The 17,735-nt window shown below is 44.0% G+C and carries 16 protein-coding genes and 2 pseudogenes; 6 read left to right on the plus strand and 12 right to left on the minus strand.

What is annotated here, in order from left to right; all coding sequences use genetic code 11:
- Positions 1-16: 16 nt before the first annotated feature.
- Together leuD and leuC are read right to left on the minus strand one after the other, a co-directional pair.
- Complete coding sequence (gene leuD / locus F973_RS12840) at positions 17-667, minus strand: 3-isopropylmalate dehydratase small subunit (protein WP_004762188.1); 651 nt, start codon at positions 665-667, stop codon at positions 17-19.
- A 12-nt stretch (positions 668-679) separates the two neighbouring features.
- Positions 680-2,098: a 3-isopropylmalate dehydratase large subunit gene (gene leuC, locus F973_RS12845; RefSeq protein WP_004659116.1), complete on the minus strand. Its 1,419-nt coding sequence runs from the start codon at positions 2,096-2,098 to the stop codon at positions 680-682.
- Positions 2,099-2,367: 269 nt separating this feature from the next.
- Here leuC and F973_RS12850 point away from each other — a divergent pair, with 269 nt between their 5' ends.
- The gene (locus tag F973_RS12850; RefSeq protein ID WP_004674543.1) at positions 2,368-2,574 is read left to right on the plus strand and encodes a DUF2061 domain-containing protein; all 207 of its coding nucleotides are present in this window, start codon (positions 2,368-2,370) and stop codon (positions 2,572-2,574) included.
- 53 nt (positions 2,575-2,627) lie between these two features.
- Positions 2,628-3,491 (plus strand): LysR family transcriptional regulator, encoded by an 864-nt coding sequence (locus F973_RS12855; RefSeq protein WP_004762190.1) that lies wholly within the window; start codon positions 2,628-2,630, stop codon positions 3,489-3,491.
- Positions 3,492-3,507: 16 nt separating this feature from the next.
- On the opposite strand, the gene F973_RS12860 is transcribed toward F973_RS12855, so the two are convergent.
- The 5 genes from F973_RS12860 to F973_RS12880 all read right to left on the minus strand — a co-directional run bounded on the left by F973_RS12860 (position 3,508) and on the right by F973_RS12880 (position 7,649).
- The gene (locus F973_RS12860; protein ID WP_004762191.1) at positions 3,508-4,269 is read right to left on the minus strand and encodes a glycine-rich domain-containing protein; all 762 of its coding nucleotides are present in this window, start codon (positions 4,267-4,269) and stop codon (positions 3,508-3,510) included.
- A gap of 74 nt (positions 4,270-4,343) precedes the next feature.
- On the minus strand, positions 4,344-5,090 hold the full coding sequence (locus tag F973_RS12865) for a sporulation protein (protein ID WP_004762192.1): 747 nt from the start codon (positions 5,088-5,090) through the stop codon (positions 4,344-4,346).
- A gap of 55 nt (positions 5,091-5,145) precedes the next feature.
- Positions 5,146-6,582 carry a DUF2252 domain-containing protein gene (locus F973_RS12870; protein ID WP_171062363.1) on the minus strand — a complete coding sequence of 479 codons (1,437 nt, stop codon included), beginning with the start codon at positions 6,580-6,582 and terminating at the stop codon, positions 5,146-5,148.
- A gap of 59 nt (positions 6,583-6,641) precedes the next feature.
- Positions 6,642-6,908: a hypothetical protein gene (locus F973_RS12875; protein ID WP_004680584.1), complete on the minus strand. Its 267-nt coding sequence runs from the start codon at positions 6,906-6,908 to the stop codon at positions 6,642-6,644.
- A gap of 90 nt (positions 6,909-6,998) precedes the next feature.
- Positions 6,999-7,649, minus strand: a complete 651-nt coding sequence (locus F973_RS12880) for an HAD family hydrolase (protein ID WP_004762194.1) — start codon at positions 7,647-7,649, stop codon at positions 6,999-7,001.
- 182 nt (positions 7,650-7,831) lie between these two features.
- Here F973_RS12880 and F973_RS12885 point away from each other — a divergent pair, with 182 nt between their 5' ends.
- From F973_RS12885 to F973_RS12895, 3 genes are all read left to right on the plus strand, one after another.
- Positions 7,832-8,308 (plus strand): RNA pyrophosphohydrolase, encoded by a 477-nt coding sequence (locus tag F973_RS12885; RefSeq protein WP_004674529.1) that lies wholly within the window; start codon positions 7,832-7,834, stop codon positions 8,306-8,308.
- 94 nt (positions 8,309-8,402) lie between these two features.
- The gene (ptsP, locus tag F973_RS12890; protein ID WP_004762195.1) at positions 8,403-10,697 is read left to right on the plus strand and encodes a phosphoenolpyruvate--protein phosphotransferase; all 2,295 of its coding nucleotides are present in this window, start codon (positions 8,403-8,405) and stop codon (positions 10,695-10,697) included.
- Positions 10,698-11,052: 355 nt separating this feature from the next.
- Positions 11,053-12,573 carry a catalase gene (locus F973_RS12895; protein WP_004762196.1) on the plus strand — a complete coding sequence of 507 codons (1,521 nt, stop codon included), beginning with the start codon at positions 11,053-11,055 and terminating at the stop codon, positions 12,571-12,573.
- Between the two features lie 169 nt (positions 12,574-12,742).
- On the opposite strand, the gene F973_RS12900 is transcribed toward F973_RS12895, so the two are convergent.
- On the minus strand, positions 12,743-13,795 hold the full coding sequence (locus tag F973_RS12900; RefSeq protein ID WP_004762197.1) for an MBL fold metallo-hydrolase: 1,053 nt from the start codon (positions 13,793-13,795) through the stop codon (positions 12,743-12,745).
- Positions 13,796-14,211: 416 nt separating this feature from the next.
- Between F973_RS12900 and F973_RS12905 the strand changes: the two genes are divergently transcribed.
- Positions 14,212-15,108 (plus strand): LysR substrate-binding domain-containing protein, encoded by an 897-nt coding sequence (locus F973_RS12905; protein ID WP_004762199.1) that lies wholly within the window; start codon positions 14,212-14,214, stop codon positions 15,106-15,108.
- Between the two features lie 49 nt (positions 15,109-15,157).
- Here the strand turns inward: F973_RS12905 and F973_RS14855 are convergent.
- The 4 genes and pseudogenes from F973_RS14855 to F973_RS15710 form a co-directional block, all read right to left on the minus strand.
- Positions 15,158-15,379: pseudogene (locus tag F973_RS14855) on the minus strand (glutathione S-transferase family protein); the annotation flags it as partial.
- 27 nt (positions 15,380-15,406) lie between these two features.
- Entirely contained in the window at positions 15,407-16,081 is a 675-nt protein-coding gene (locus tag F973_RS12910) for an HAD-IA family hydrolase (protein ID WP_004762201.1), read from the minus strand.
- Positions 16,078-17,010 carry an RluA family pseudouridine synthase gene (locus F973_RS12915; RefSeq protein WP_004762202.1) on the minus strand — a complete coding sequence of 311 codons (933 nt, stop codon included), beginning with the start codon at positions 17,008-17,010 and terminating at the stop codon, positions 16,078-16,080. Before F973_RS12915 ends, F973_RS12910 begins: the two co-directional genes overlap by 4 nt.
- Positions 17,011-17,072: 62 nt before the next feature.
- Positions 17,073-17,449: pseudogene (locus tag F973_RS15710) on the minus strand (hypothetical protein).
- Positions 17,450-17,735: the final 286 nt, after the last annotated feature.

The following is a 17,735-nucleotide window of genomic DNA, read 5'->3' on the forward strand; positions in this document are numbered from 1 at the left end:
TCCAGTCAACAAAAAACTAGGCCTTTATTTCCTGAAATACCCAAGGACGTACTCGTTTTGCCTTGGCTTCGAAAGCACGAATATCATCTGCCACTTGTAAAGTTAAGCCAATATCATCCAAACCATTTAATAGGCAGTGCTTACGGAATGAATCAATTTCAAATTTAAATGCTTCACCTGTTGGCGTACGTACTTCTTGCGCCTCTAAATCGATGGTCAATTGATAACCCTCAGTTTCAGCACATTCCTTGAATAACTGATCAACAATCTCTTCAGATAAAATCACAGGCAACATGCCATTCTTGAAGCAGTTGTTAAAGAAAATATCTGCAAAGCTTGGCGCGATCACGGTACGGAAACCATACTCATTCAATGCCCAAGGTGCGTGCTCACGGCTTGAACCACAACCAAAGTTCGTGCGTGCCAATAAAATCGTTGAACCTTGATAACGCGGTTTATTCAACACAAATTCAGGGTTAATCGGACGTTTGCTAATGTCCTGCCCTAAATAACCTTCATCTAAATAACGCAATTCATCAAATAAGTTATCGCCAAAACCTGTGCGTTTAATTGACTTCAAAAACTGTTTTGGAATGATTAAATCAGTATCAACATTGGCACGATCTAAAGGTGCAACAACACCTTGTTCTACAGTGTATTTTTTCATTATTTTGCTCCTTTAGAATGAACGTACATCAACAAAGTGACCTGCGATTGCAGCCGCTGCAGCCATTGCAGGGCTCACCAAATGTGTACGACCACCGTTACCCTGACGACCTTCAAAATTACGATTCGAAGTAGATGCACAATGTTCACCTGGTTGTAATTTATCAGCGTTCATTGCTAAGCACATTGAACAACCTGGCTCACGCCATTCAAAACCAGCGTCTAAGAAAATTTGATCCAAGCCTTCTTGTTCTGCTTGTTGCTTCACCAAACCTGAACCCGGAACGATCATGGCCTGTTTAATACTAGATGCAACTTTACGCCCTTTCACGACATCTGCCGCAGCACGAATATCTTCAATACGAGAATTGGTACATGAACCAATAAAGACACGATCCAATTGAATATCAGACAATGCTTGACCAGCAGTTAAACCCATATATTGATAAGCACGAGTCCAGTCATTACGTTGAACATCATCTTTTGCTTGTTCTAAAGTCGGTACTGCTTGCGAAACAGGGATCACCATTTCTGGAGATGTTCCCCAAGAAACTTGTGGCTCAATCTCAGCACCATTCAATACGACTACCGCATCAAATACAGCATCTTCGTCTGAGTGTAAGGTATTCCAATATTCTACCGCTTGATCCCACTGCTCACCTTTAGGCGCATAGTTACGATCTTTCACATAAGCGATGGTTTTGTCATCAACAGCGACCATACCTACGCGCGCACCCGCTTCGATTGCCATGTTACAAACAGTCATACGTCCTTCGATCGACATATCACGGAACACCTGACCACCAAACTCAATCGCATAGCCTGTGCCGCCAGCAGTACCGATTTTGCCAATAATCGCTAAAACAACATCTTTCGACGTCACGCCTTTGCCTAATACGCCATCAACACGAACAAGCATGTTTTTCGATTTTTTCTGTACTAAACATTGAGTTGCTAACACATGTTCAACTTCAGAAGTTCCAATACCATGTGCCAAACAGCCAAAAGCACCATGTGTTGCAGTATGTGAATCACCACACACCACCGTCATGCCAGGCAATGTCAAACCCTGCTCTGGCCCAACTACGTGCGCAATACCCTGACGGATATCATTGATACCAAATTCAACGATATTAAATGTTTTACAGTTATCATCTAAAGTTTGAACCTGAATACGAGACGTATCATCCTCAATCCCAGCAATACCTTGCTCACGCTCTTTTTTAGAGGTCGGAACGTTATGATCAGGTGTTGCGACATTGGCACTTAAACGCCATGGCTGACGATCAGCAAGTTGTAAGCCTTCAAATGCTTGAGGGCTAGTCACTTCATGTAATAAATGACGATCAATATAAATCAAGCTTGAACCATCATCACGCTGCTTAACTAAATGGTCATCCCATAATTTGTCATATAATGTCTTGCCTGCCATGTCGTCGCTCTCCAACGTGCTTGTCATAGGACTGGGTAACTAAATCTTAAATTTATTATAGCAATGCTTTCACATAAATCTAATTTATCATTTTTATTAGTTATTAAACTTTCTGGAATACATAATTCATTTGTGCATCAATTTTTCAATAAAAGAGATAAATCCTTAGCTATCTAAAAGTTCGATCATCAAGAGGAGAAATTTCTTTTTTACTTTTTAAATGATAATCATTATTATTTAATCAAGTAGAGTTTGAAAGGGTGAGCGATATGGCAAACATTCAGCAATTCGTGATTAACAATCAACGGACTTTAAAAAAAACCTTGAGTTACTACATCATGCATATTAGTGTTGCAATGATAGTTGCCTATATGATTACTGGCAATTTAATCATGGCTGCAACCTTGAGTTTAATTGAACCAACCGTACAAGCTTTTGCCTTTTTCTTCCATGAAAAAGTTTGGAATTATTTCTAATTTTCCGCTTCAATATCTGAGCACCTATTTTAAAGTTATTTGAGTAAGTCTGTATGAATCTTGCTGCATTTGAAGCATTTTTAAAAGTCATGGAAACAGGTTCAATCTCAATTGCAGCAGAACAATTATTTATTACTCAACCTGCGGTGACCAAACGAATTCATACGCTTGAAGAATATTTTGGTGTCAAACTGTTTGAATCCGCAGGACGTGGTATTCAGCCGACCCATGCAGCACATTCCCTTTTACCCAAAGTGAGAACCTGGCTGAATGAGCTTGGAGAAATTCACCATACGCTGAGCCATGAACAATCACAGGTACAAGGCCGTTTAAAGATTGGCACCAGTCACCACATTGGCCTACACCACCTTGCTGAACCCCTAAAGCGTTTTGTACAGCAATTTCCGCAAGTGACATTAGATGTGCATTTTGTTGATTCTGAACAGGCGCATGAGCAAGTTCTGGCAGGTGAACTGGAGCTGGCGTTTTTAACCCTGCCTCCTGTTGGCGATGATCGTCTCAACTATGTCACCATCTGGAATGATCCTCTGGTTTTTGTAACCTCCCCTTTTCATCCTTTAGCCCAGCAAACAGAACTGAGTCTGGAAAACCTGATTGCCTATCCAAGCCTGCTTCCCGCCTCACATACCTATACCAGCCAGATCACGCTGGCGGAATTTGAAAAGAAAGGGCTAAAACCGAAAATTACCATGAGCAACAATCCGTTAGAATCCATACGGATGTTGGTCTCAATTGGTTTGGGTTGGTCAGTTCTACCCAAGACCTTACTCAATCAGGATTTAAAACAACTTGATCTGAATCTCGATATGCAACGTCAACTGGGTATGGTGTGGCATCCTGCACGAATCCAATCAAAAGCAGCGGAAGAATTAATCAATATGATGCAACTTGGCTAGGTTAGCTAAAGATAAGTTAGTCACCGCCTCCGCCACAACTGCTACAGCTACTGCCACAACTGGATGAAGATGATGATTGATCTTGCACATATTTTGCAAAATCTTTAGTCATTTGCGCCAGTTCAAACGATTGTCCATTTTCCCAACCCAACACCTGATCAACCGCAAATAGTCGTGGCAATTGCATCGTATTCCTTGGATTATATCCATGTAACATACAGCTATATTTCCAAGCTTCAAATAATTGCTTTGCTTGTTCTTCTGGTCTCGTTGTTCCGTCATAAGGGCTATGATTCAACATTCGACCTATGGTTTGCTCACATAATTGCTGATACTGGATCGGATATTGCAACATCACATGCCATAAAGCATCGACTGCATGTGAAGGCATGGCATAGGCTTGTTTTTGCATCACGTGTAATGCCAAATAATCCTTAAATCCAAGTTCAATCAGCCGACGTTGTTTTAAGCTCAGTTCGGGATATTGTTGTTTTAATTTATTCCAAAATATTGGATCAATGTTGAGTTGCTCAATCTTCTCTAATTTATTCCTTCGAGTCTTGGCGATCAAAACATGGTTTAAAACAATAATTGTCCATATTAATGGGAGTAAAACCCAAGCGTTAAAGATCTGCTGTTGCCAGCTATACATGACCAATAAGACTAAGATGGGTAACATGATCCAGCGTATTTTTATATGCGGTTGATGGCGTTTTAATTGAATTAATGCATCAAGCTTGTTGGAAGTCTGTGCTTCCTGATTTATTTTTATTTTCATGCTTAAATCTTAAGAAGAAAAGATGACAGTAAGATGACAAAAAAACCTCCCATTAGAAAGGGAGGTTCAATCTTTTATCCAATCTGTAATAAACGGCGAACTTGCTGCGTGATCTGATTCACGTCCAAATTATGGTTTGATATGGTCATCGTAAGCAACTGGTCTGAGCGAAAGGTACGATCAATTTCCAGCATAATATGGGTTTGCTGCGCTTCAGCAACAAAGGATACCTCAACCTCATTAAAACCGCTAAACATGTTTGAAGATACAAATTCCAGCTCTTGGTAACAGCCTATCGTTGATCTAAAATTTCTTGCGGTAAGTTGCCCTTTTTCAACATCCACAGTCGACAGAACAAATCCACATTGTTGCATCGCCTGTAAAAAAGCCTGCATCGCTGGTGTTGGGGTCACTTTTAAATAGTCACGATCGGTTGAATCCAGTCCCCAGTCAACATCCATGTGTGTTTCAATCCATACACGAGCGCCATTACGTCGGCAGGAAACTTCAGTGATGGGGGTTTCATGAGGGATTTCCATGGTAAATGGAATATGATGTGACTCATTTGCAGCCAGCAAGAATTTCGAGCTAATCAACCACTGATCCAGCACCAAAGCCTGATTAAATTCATGATCGCCAGACTCAACCTCTGCAATGGTCATCAATTTTAGATATAAGCCATTAATTTCCTTATTCGTTGACCCACCAGTAAAATTAATTTCACCGTGTAGTGTCTCACCAGCCTGTAACGTAGGATTATATAAACGTGTTTCGACGTTTACCCCTTGCATATTTAAACCAGACATCATTTTTTTAAACATTTTTTTCACAAACCTTTTAAATTATTTCAATTCATCTGTAGCAATATACCGATGATTAAAGTGCCTCATCTCCAGCAATCTGAATCCTACCATCGGCAATCTCATTCATAAAATGCTGATAGTCATTTAAATTCCGTTCCATAGACTGTGTGGCATATTCCTGTAAAACCTCCACCATGGTATTCCCCTCGCCCAGATAACCCATCAAAACATCGGCATTCCCCGCCTTGGCATGGGCATGGGCTAAAGCCAGACCACAACTTTCCGCATATTCATGAAAATACTCATCGTCCATATCGGTTAAGTCGACTGAAATCTTCATATCACGTAGTTGGCGGACATGGAAATGCTGCCCCAAGGTGGAATAGCCAAGAAAAATATCGCTTGCAGCTTGCATCAACTGCTGGCCATACACCACACGCTCGCCTTCATGCTTCACTTTTTCAGGGAATAATGGACTTAAAATAGAGGGGTTGGCTTCTTTCATCTGCAAAATCAACGGCTCACGATCGGCATCCTGAAACAGTGCAATGGCTGAACGTGTACCCACACTCCCCACCCCAACCACTTTGAATGCCACATCGGTACGTTGATAACGGTCAAATAGGACCTGCCGATCATGTTTCAATGAATCACGATACTGTCTAAAAAATTCATCCACATTCTTGCTGAACGGTTCATTTGGCTTTGGATGCCAAAGCAAAGGTTCATCATCAATAAAATGTCTGAAACCTGTCTCTTTGTCCTGTTGAGTCAGTTTAGGCAAAACCGAGTGGGCATTTCTCTTTTGTGCTGAATCAAGATGTTTCTCTCTTTTCTTTCTGAGTTTTCGACATTCCGTATTTTCCAGCAATGTACTGGCATCAACTTTCTCATACCATACCTGTAATGGCGATAATTCCATATTTTCAAGTAGCTGCTGACGGTAACTATTCAACATGGTTTTAATGGCTTTTAAGCCTACACGGTTGCCCAACCCAACATCTTGTGCAGCAATCAAAAAACTGGTTGCCAAACGTTTCAAGTCCCATTCAAATGGCGCAACCAAGGTCTCATCAAAATCATTGATTCCAAAAAGAAGATTACGTTCAGGACTGGCAAAACCACCAAAATTACTTAAATGACAGTCGCCACAAATCTGTTGGAACAAACCCGAATGATGTTGTTCCCATGCCTGATCAAACAGCATCTGGGAAGGCATACCACGATAAAAGGTAAATGGAGACACACTCATCCTTTTGGCACGAATGGGCTTAAGCTTTTCTAAACGCCCCTGATTGCTCCAATCATAAATCATTAAAGCCGTTGTATCTTTTGGTCGTTCTGACAATTGTGATAATTGCTCACGCGGAATTTTTTTGCGTTGCGTTTTGCCCAATTTGAAACCATCACGTTTACTCAGCAACTGACCTTGATAACTGTGTCGGGTTAAATCAATGCTTTGCTCTTTCCACAACTTCTCTGGCAATTCAATTTGTTGTTTTTTCATTATTTACCCCTATCAAAAACATTTTTATATCAAAAAAAACCTTTCCTAAAAACAAAATATTTTCACTTCTCATTCTGCTGAGCTTTTTGATAGTTTAGCCTTTGCTTTTTCACATATTTTTTCGCTATAAAATAAACTAACATCGCAAAAGGTAAAATTAGAAATAGTGCACCTACGCCAAAAGCAACATAGGCAAAATAAACATTCCCAATTAAAAAACAGATTCCTAATAATGTAAGTTGTACGATCAATTCCCCACAACCTTCGGCGACATAATCTAGCCAGGTTGGTTTTTTAGTTTGTTCAGTTTCATCACGATACTCTTGCATTTTTTATATCCAATTATTGATCTTCTTATTATTCAACATGTTAAACATATTAAAACTGTAATATGTTTAACATTTTTCTATATTTTTTGATTAAATCGACCAGTCCTGAATTTCCCAGCCCTGTTCGCGTGCCAGCTTCTCCAAACGATCATCAGGATTGACTGCAATGGCATGGGTGGCATATTCAAGTAGGAAACGGTCATTAATCGAGTCTGAATAGGCCCACGATTCTTCAACCATCCGACCATCTAGCCATTGGTCCAGACGTGCCAGCTTACCTTTCTGGTAGCATGGCAAGCCTGTGACCTTACCCGTATATTTACCCTCAAGCACCTCGGCATTGGTGGCAATAATTTCAGTAATGCCAAACTCACGGAAAATTGGTGCGGTAATAAAATCACTGGTTGCGGTAATCCCAACGATGGCATGTCCCAAATCCTGATGTTTCTTGATTGCATCAAAGCCTTTTGGGCGCATTTGTGGGCGAATCACTTTTTGCATAAACAACTGATGTAGTTCAATTAAATAGGCATTGTCATGTTTGGTCAGGAATTCAAATACAAATTCATTATAGGCAATCGGGTCAAGCTGCCCTGCCTTATAGTCTTCATAAAACTTGTCATTCATTTGGCGATGATGGACAGGATCAACCAGGGCTTCATTGACCAAAAACTCACCCCATGAGTGGTCAGAATCGGTATTTAACAGGGTGTGATCTAAATCAAACAAAGCCAATTTCATATAAATACTCATTTAAATGCAAATTAAAGAAAAAAAACGTAAATCTATTTCCGTAAGTCACTAAAAATTCGTTAAGATCATAGCAATTTAAACATTTTACTTTGACCTTTTTCGAGTTGGACGTGAAGAGTGACTGTCCCCGAGATCAAAGTCAACGATATAGACAAAATTTAGGTAGCCAAATGATCGACTCAGAAGGTTTCCGACCCAACGTCGGGATCATTTTGGCAAACGATGATGGACAAGTTTTATGGGCAAAACGCATTGGTCACAATGCTTGGCAATTTCCACAAGGAGGGATCCAGTTTGGAGAAACCCCTGAACAGGCACTTTACCGTGAACTGAGAGAAGAAGTCGGTTTATTGCCCGAACACGTCCAGATTATAGCGCAAACTAAAGGTTGGCTGCGTTATCGTTTGCCACATCGGTACATTCGGTCAGATTCAGATCCCGTATGTATTGGACAAAAGCAAAAATGGTTTTTACTGAGGTTGACGGCATCGCCGCACCATATCCAGCTAAACCTGTCAGACCCACCCGAATTTGATCAATGGCAATGGGTGAGTTACTGGTATCCATTGGGTCAGGTGGTCAACTTCAAGCGTGATGTTTACCGCAAGGCCATGATGGAGTTGTGTTTACAGTTACCTCAGCGTTAATTGTCGCGAAATCATCATTTTAAGCAATGATTTTTAGCGATATAGCTGTTATAAATAGGCATATAACGATTCAATAAACAGGAGCAGACACCTCATGTCAAACATGCAACTCGACACGCTCAGACGCATTGTGCAGGAAATCAATGCGTCCGTCAGTTTGCATGATTCCCTCGACATTATGGTCAACCATGTGGCTGAGGCCATGCATGTCGATGTCTGCTCGATTTATTTGCTGGATGAACGCAACAAGCGTTATGTGCTGATGGCCTCCAAGGGCCTAAAGCCTGAGGCGGTTGGACACGTTTCCTTAAGCGTGGGTGAAGGTCTGGTGGGCCTGGTTGGAAAACGTGAGGAAATTGTCAACCTCGACAATGCCCCAAAACACGAACGTTTTGCCTATTTACCCGAAACAGGTGAAGAGCTGTTTAACTCATTCCTTGGCGTACCTGTCATGTACCGTCGCAAGGTGATGGGCGTTCTAGTGGTTCAGAACAAGGAATCCCAGGACTTTAGCGAGGCGGCTGAATCGTTCCTTGTCACACTGTGCGCACAGCTTTCTGGCGTCATCGCCCATGCCCATGCAGTCGGAAATATTGATGTTTTCCGAAAACCGAATAGTGGTTCCACCTACAAGACCTTTCAGGGCGTTTCTGGCGCGGGTGGTATCGCATTGGGTCGGGCGATTGTGCTCTATCCACCTGCCGACCTGACCGCAATTCCAGATCGTGAAGCTGAGGACATCAGTGACGAGCTGGCATTGCTTGATCAGGCCATTGCCTCTGTTCGTAAGGAAATCCAGTCTCTGGATGAAAAAATGCAGGATTCCCTCATGTCAGAGGAACGCGCGTTATTCAGCGTGTTCCTGCGCATGCTGGATGAAAATGCATTACCCAGTGAAATCAAGGACCATATCCGCACAGGTAGCTGGGCTCAGGGTGCAGTGCGCAAAGTCATTGACAAGCATGTGGCACTGTTTGCACAAATGGAGGACGATTACCTGCGCGAACGGGTTTCTGACCTCAAGGACTTGGGACGGCGCATTTTAGCCTGCCTACAGGAGGCGGATTCAAGCCATCGTGAACTCAGCCCTGACAGTATCCTGATTGGCGAGGAGATCAGCACTGCGGCACTGGTTGAACTGCCTGTCGATAATATTGCGGCGATTGTGACCTCTGAAGGTGCAGCCAATTCACATATGGTGATTGTGGCACGTGCCCTGGGGATTCCAACCGTTGTTGGTGTCACCGAACTGCCAATCAACACACTGGATGACATTGAGATGATTGTCGATGCCTATCAGGGGCGTGTCTTTGTCAATCCACCGCGCCGTCTCCGTCAACGCTATAAGGAAGTCCAGAAAGAAGAAGAACAGATTGCCAAAGATTTGAAGCAATACGAAACCCGTGATGCCATTACTCCTGACGGGGTGGAAATTCCATTGTTCGTCAACACAGGTTTGATGATTGATGTGGTGCGTGGCGTTCAACGCGGTGCCAAGGGTGTGGGGCTATACCGTAGTGAAATTCCATTCATGCTGCGTGAGCGCTTCCCAGGTGAGGAAGAGCAGCGTGCCATCTATCGTCAACAGCTCATCCATTTTGCCAACAAGCCTGTGATTATGCGGACGCTGGATATTGGTGCGGATAAGGACCTACCCTACTTTAGCATTGAAGAGGAAAACTCGGCACTAGGCTGGCGTGGCGTGCGCTTTACCCTTGACCATCCAGAAATCTTTTCCGCACAGATTCGCGCCATGCTCAAGGCCAGCATCGGCTTGAATAACCTACATATCCTGCTGCCGATGGTCACCAGTGTCAGCGAGGTGGAGGAAGTCCTGTATTTGCTGGAACGTGACTGGATTGCGGTTCAGGAAGAAGAACAGGTGAAGATCACCAAACCTAAAATCGGCATCATGGTTGAGGTTCCAAGTGTCCTGTTCCAGATTGATGAATTTGCAGAGTTGGTGGACTTTTTTTCTGTAGGTTCCAACGACCTGACCCAATACCTGCTTGCGGTTGACCGTAACAACCCGCATGTTGCCAATGTCTATTCACATTTTCATCCGTCTGTGCTGCGGGCTTTGCAAAACCTTGTTCAAGCCTGCCATCAGCAACAGAAGCCGATTAGTGTATGCGGAGAAATGGCGGGCGACCCCCTGACCGCCATCCTGCTCATGGCGATGGGGTTCAATACACTTTCCATGAGTTCAAGCAACATCCTGCGGGTGAGAAAGGCTATTTGCCATGTCCCAATGGCAGATGCCAAACAGCTGCTGGACAATGTCCTGCAAATGAATAACTCACTGGTCATTAAAAGCTGGCTTGAGCATTACTTTAAAACCCACGGCTTGGCCGATATGGTAAAATCCAATCGTTTGGTCAGTGCCTAAAAATAAATAGCTACTGCCCTTAACGAACTATTCAATTCCGTTTAATTGGTTATTTTAATGGGAATTTTTTAAAATTTTAACAATTTATTGCCCAACAATTCTCAGTACCACATTTAATATTTATACAGCTTTTATCGAATAAAACATTTACGGCATCAGCTTTAATCCATTGGAAAAAAAGCTTTCATCAACCTAAAGTAAAAACACAAAGGATGTTCAATCATCATTGCAAATCCCGTACAGGCATCTAAATTTTGATACCCAGTTTGCATATGAGCTGATTCAAGCATCTATCTTTTAGAACGGTCAAATGGTCAAGATGAGTTTACACAGGTCATCTTGATGGAGAACAAACATGAGCCAAGACGATAAAAAATGTCCTTTTAGCCACTTAACCACAGACTTTGGCGCACCTGTAGTGGATAACCAGAATAGTATGACAGCAGGTGCGAGAGGACCATTATTAGCCCAAGACTTATGGCTGAATGAGAAACTGGCCAACTTTGTCCGTGAGGTGATTCCTGAACGCCGTATGCATGCCAAGGGTTCAGGTGCATTTGGTACGTTTACCGTCACCCATGACATTACCCAATACACCCGCGCCAAGATTTTTAGTGAAATCGGCAAGAAAACCGAGATGTTCGCCCGCTTTACCACCGTTGCAGGTGAACGCGGTGCGGCCGATGCAGAACGGGACATTCGCGGTTTTGCGTTAAAATTCTATACAGAGGAAGGCAACTGGGATATGGTGGGCAACAACACCCCTGTATTCTTCCTACGTGATCCACGTAAATTCCCTGACCTGAACAAAGCGGTCAAACGTGACCCGAAAACCAATTTGCGCAGTGCAACCAACAACTGGGATTTCTGGACACTGCTTCCAGAGGCACTGCATCAAGTCACCATCGTGATGTCAGACCGTGGTATTCCTGCCAGCTACCGTCATATGCATGGTTTCAGTAGTCACACCTATAGTTTCATCAATGCGGCCAATGAACGTTTCTGGGTGAAATTCCACTTTAGAACCCAGCAGGGCATTAAAAACCTGACCGATGCTGAAGCCGAAAGCATCGTAGGGAAAGACCGTGAAAGCCATCAACGTGACTTATTTGATGCGATTGAAAATGGTGATTATCCAAAATGGACACTTTTTGTTCAGGTTATGCCAGAACAGGATGCAGAGAAAGTACCATACCATCCATTCGACCTGACCAAAGTTTGGCCGCATGGTGACTATCCATTGATTGAAGTGGGTGAATTTGAACTGAACCGCAACCCTGAAAACTTCTTCCTGGATGTGGAGCAGTCAGCCTTTGCCCCAAGCAATCTGGTGCCTGGTATCAGTGCTTCACCAGACCGTATGCTACAGGCACGCCTGTTTAACTATGCCGATGCACAGCGTTACCGTTTAGGTGTGAACTACCAGCAAATTCCAGTCAATGCGGCACGCTGCCCTGTACACAGCAATCACCGTGATGGTCAGGGCCGTATTGATGCCAACTATGGTGGTTTACCACACTATGAGCCAAACAGCTTTAACCAGTGGCAGGAACAACCCCAATACAGGGAACCCCCATTAAAAATCAATGGTGATGCGGATTTCTGGGATTATCGTGAAGATGACCATGACTATTTCAGCCAGCCTCGTGCCCTGTTTGAACTGATGACACCTGAACAACAGCAGGTCTTGTTTGACAATACTGCCCGTGCAATGGGCGATGCGCTGGACTTCATCAAATATCGCCATATCCGTAACTGCCATGCCTGCCACCCTGCCTATGGTGAAGGAGTTGCAAAAGCACTTGGCATGACCGTTGCTGACGCACAGGCTGCCCGTGAAACGGATCCAGCCCGTCATTTACCAAGCTTTCTTTAATTCTTGAGAATCCTTTTAAAAAGCCATCTTCGGATGGCTTTTTACATTGAATTAGGCGACAATTTAGTCAAGCCATGACATGAATAAGCGTTCAATCCTGTGATGATAAATATTGGGCTTGCGAGCCTTTCCATCATTGCCTTATGCTTTATCAGGACACTACAGCAAGCTAGGCCCGAATAAAGTGCCCTTCACGGATACAGTAAAAAGGGTTCACCAGTTTTGAAGAGGATTTCATGGCCTGCATCAATTCATGTTCTGGTGCATCACGGTCTTCATCGGTAAGCTGAAAAGTGCGATAGTGAATCGCCAGTGAACGGTGCGCATGCAGGTCCAGATGCGCATGAAAGGCATCCTGTGGATTCATATGTACATAACGCATCAACTGACGTGGCTCATAGGCACCAATCGGCAGCAATGCAATTCTTGCAGGCCCATAGCGTTCATAAATCTTCTTGAAATGACCTGCATACCCCGTATCACCTGCAAAAAAACAGTGCCCCGTTCTTGCCAATAGTGAAAATCCGCCCCACAGCGCCCTGTTCTGGTCCCTGACACCACGTCCTGAGGCATGCTGCGCTGGTGTATAGGCGATCTTTAACTCATCATGAAAAGGGATTTCCTGCCACCAGTCCATTTCAATGACATGCAGGTGCTTCGGTAGATAGTGGCCATTGCCCAACCCTGTATAAATCGGCATTTCAAATTTCTGGTGCAACCAGTCCAGGGTGGCCAAATCCATGTGGTCGTAATGATTATGGCTTAGCAACACCGCATGAATGGTCGGAAGATGCTCCAGTGCAATGCCCGCTGGGCAAACCCGTCTGGGTCCCCGTCCCTGCTTTGGGCTGACATATTCACACCAGACTGGATCGGTTAAAAAATTATAGGGGCCGATCTGGATCAAAATGGTGGCATGCCCCACAAACCAAATCTGCCAGTCATTCAGGTCGGCATGTGGGCGGTTTTGCGGTAAATCAAGCATCTGGTTACGCAGATTAGACTCATGGCTACGGTCAACATTCCAGGTAAAGGATTTACGTGTTGTCAGCCATTTTAGCAGCCCCTTACGGTCAAACGGTGTCAACGGTTTGTCCAGGTTGTAGAAACGGTCAATCCCACAGTGGTCAGAGGCCTCATGTGGAAAAGGAGGTTTCCCCCAGGTATGGCTCAAGCAAGATTGTGTCGGCAATTGGTAGGTTAATGTCGGCTTATCTTTCATGTACTTCTTCTGTGGTGGAACCTGATCGCTTGTGGGGCTGAGTTATATTGGCTTAGGATTATGGCTTATTTTTTAAGGTTTTATCTTCTCCAGATCAAGATATGGCTTGGGACGATAACCTAGCCTTGACCTGCCTGATCCTTTAAAAACATGGCTTTCCATAATCGGTCCTTGATCCTAACATAAGGTCATTGAGTTATGCTGATTTTCTCTGGCTGAGTCAATACAATTTTACTGAACTCATAACGCCAAATGACAATTCAGCTAAACTTACAGGTATAGCGTTTTAATATATTTTTTATATTTTAGAAAAAAGCATATTGTCTAGAAAAGCAGCTACTATATAATGCGGCCATGAGAATTATTTTTTAATACTTTAATTAAGAATAACAGTAAGACACACACGGACAAGTCTTATGGAACTACGCCATCTACGTTACTTCATCACCGTCGCTGAAGAACTCAGTTTTAGTAAAGCCGCACTAAAGCTGCACACGGCGCAGCCCTCATTAAGCCAGCAGATCAAGGACCTTGAGGATGATATTGGCGTACAGCTCTTTCACCGCACCAAACGCAAGGTTGAACTGACCGAGGAAGGACTGATTTTTCTGGAACAGGCTCGCCTTACCCTGACACAGGCGGACAAGGCCATCACCATGGCACGGCAGGTGGCTGCGGCAAAAGTCCAGTACCTCAAAATTGGCTTTGTCCCTTCTGCTGAAATCCGTATTTTTCCCTATATTCTACCGCGCCTGAGGGTCAAACTTCCCAAGCTGCAAATCCGCACCCTGAACCTAAAAGAAAGTGACCAAATCGCTGAACTCAAGAAAGGCGACTTAGACATGATTTTTATTAATCAGGAGTTTCAAAATGAGGTTTTTGCCAGTCAGTTAATACTGAAAGAACCCCTGGTGTTTATGCTGCCCAAACAGCATCCCCTAGCGCAATTAACTGAAATTCCAGTAGGGCAATTAAATGGGCTGGCCATAACCGTTCTGTCCCAAAAGCTCTCCCAGCCCCTGTTTGATACCATCGTCCATTATATTGAACAGAGACAGATTCAGTTTCAGACAATTTCTAAGGCCAACAGCATTGCGGAGAGTATTCAGGCAGTGCATTCAGGCCAAAGCTGTGCCATTCTGCCCTCTTATATGCAGGCGCTGGCAACCGATCAAATCGTGATGCGCCGACTGAGTCATTCCCTCCCCTGTCTGGATGTATTTTTCAGCTATAACAGGCTTGAGCCCAGCCTGGCCACAGAGCAGTTTCTGGAAGAAATTCGACAGATATTTGAGCTCGATATTCCTGCATAGTCCCAATGATGAAAAAGATAGCCGATTCAGTCGGCTATCTTTTTACCCTTTAGGCATTACTAAAAAAATCCGCAAACTTTTGGTAACTTGGTCGTTGCTTTATATTGTCAAGATAACATTCTATGGCTGGATGATGGGCCTGAAATCCTCCCATTTTAAGCCGCCAAAACAGCATCGCGGCAACCGTCACATCGGCAGCGGTAAATTGCTGACCACATAGATATGGATCATCCTCGCTTAGCCCCTGAACAAAGGCCTGATAGGCATCCTTACCCCAGTCAGATCAATATTGTGTTGGTTAACTTTCAATCAAGGCAGAGGATGGCAATACAGCTTGAAAATAGCCATGCAGGTCCTGAACTGAACTGACAATGGTCAGGGGCTGGTATTGCTGCAAGGTTTCAACACTATGCACCCCATAGCTCACCCCAATGCGCTGCATATTCAGGTTTTGTGCCATTTCAAGATCATAACTGGTATCACCCACCATAATGGCCCGCTCTACCGTCACACCTGTTTCAAGCAGAATTTCCTGCAACATTAATGGGTCAGGCTTTGATCGGGTTTCACTGGCGGCACGGGTAATGTCAAAAATATCGTGACTATTGGTCTGGTTCAACACCCGATCCAGACCTTTACGACTCTTACCTGTTGCCACCGCCAGCTTGATGCCCTGCCGCTTTAGATCGGCCAACAACTCTGCTACACCACCAAACCATGCATCACCTTTAGAGTTCGCAACATAGTGGTCTGCATAGCATTGCAAAATATCCTGCTGTAAATGCGGTACTTTCGGAAACAGGATTTGCATCACCTCTGGCAAACCCAGCCCAATAATGCTTTTCGCAGCCTCATTGGTTAAGGGCTGCTGGAATTGTTGTGCCGCATATTGCAGGCTTGCCACGATTTGTTCCACTGAATCAAATAAGGTTCCATCCCAATCAAAAATCACCAGTTCGATATTTTGACTCATTTCTGCTTTCTCAACTCATTTAAAACCTGTTGCATGTCTTCAGGCATTGGGGCCTCAATGGTTGGGTAGCCTGGAATTTGCAGACGCATGGCATGTAGGCACAAGCGTCTGGCCTCTGGACCAGCATAGGCGGTGCTGTGACCATATTTATCATCGCCAATAAGCGGATGGCCAATACTTAAACCATGCACACGAATTTGATGGGTACGTCCCGACAAAGGCGAGGCATGCACCAGTGTTGCCGCCTTGAAACGTTCAACCACGTTCCACTCGGTTTTACTCGGCTTGCCCTCTTTAGAGACACGCACACGGCGTTCACCATTGGCCAGTTCATAACGGAACAGAGGTGCATCAATCAGTTGCTGATCCAGACTGACCTGCCCCTTGACGATTGCCGCATAGGTTTTCTGGATTTTATGCTCACGCAGTAAATCCTGTAATAATTTTAAGGTACTGCGTTTCTTGCTGATCATCACCAAACCAGAAGTATCACGGTCAATACGATGGATCAGTTCCAGATATTTTTTACCTGTGGCGGCACGCAGGGCCTCAATCAGGCCATAAGCCACACCGCTGCCCCCGTGCACCGCAATGCCCGATGGCTTATTCACCACCAGCAGGCCCTCATCCTCATAGACCACACGGCTAAGCAGGCTTTGCGCCACGCCATCACTCACTGGCACCGCACTGTCATCTTTCTGTTCGTAGCGAATCGGGGCAACTCGAACTTGGTCGCCAATTTCCAGACGGGTCTCGGCCTTTACCCTTTTTTTGTTTACACGGACCTGTCCCTCACGGATCAAACGGTAAATACGGCTTTTTGGAACACCTTTTAATCGGGTAAATAAAAAATTATCAATTCGCTGTCCAGCCTGATGCTCATCCACGTCAAACCAAGTGACACTTTGCCATTGCTGTGTAGAATTCATACGCTAGATTCATCCAAGATTTGCTAAATACGATTAAAGAACGATCATTTAGCTAAGTTATTTCACAAGAAACCTAAACTTAGCCCATAGGCAGATGCTGCAAGGTTTGATATATTCAGCGCACGGATACCACCGTAAGTGAACATCAACTCAGAAATTTTATTAACTTGAAATTTCAGATTGACGAAATGTTCACCAATAGCTCGGATAGGTCCTAAAGAATTATGCCGACGCCGAAGGCTTATTATATCGGCAAAAATGGCAAACTGTTGCGTTTAATTGTGCATCTGCACATAGGGTTTATTGATATTTCAATGTACCCTGCGGTTTGTCCAGAAAAAATATGTTGCCAACAGGTTTGTTGGCTATTAAATGTAAACTGATCCACATCAGACAATTTGCTCCCTGATGCCGCATTCAGGCTAAAGCGTTGATGCATTGGAACTGCCAGGCGAAGATACGATGATCATTCCGTATCAGGACGTCCAAATGGGGCGGCCTTAATGCTTAATGACAGTGAAAGTCATCACATCCAATGCACCGCTCACCCGCCAGTGAAGCGCACAGGAAACTTGGATCACTTAGGGTCCAGTGATATATCACGGTACCCAAGATTGAAGCAGGATTGCCGACATCGAAATAACCGTATCAGAACCCAGAACTGGATTTACAGTCAGTGGTTTCAGAGCTTCGCATATCAAAGCTGCTCCTGAGTCTTGATCACG

The sequence above is a fragment of the Acinetobacter sp. CIP 102129 genome, assembly GCF_000368305.1.
Classification (GTDB): Bacteria; Pseudomonadota; Gammaproteobacteria; order Pseudomonadales; family Moraxellaceae; genus Acinetobacter; species Acinetobacter parvus.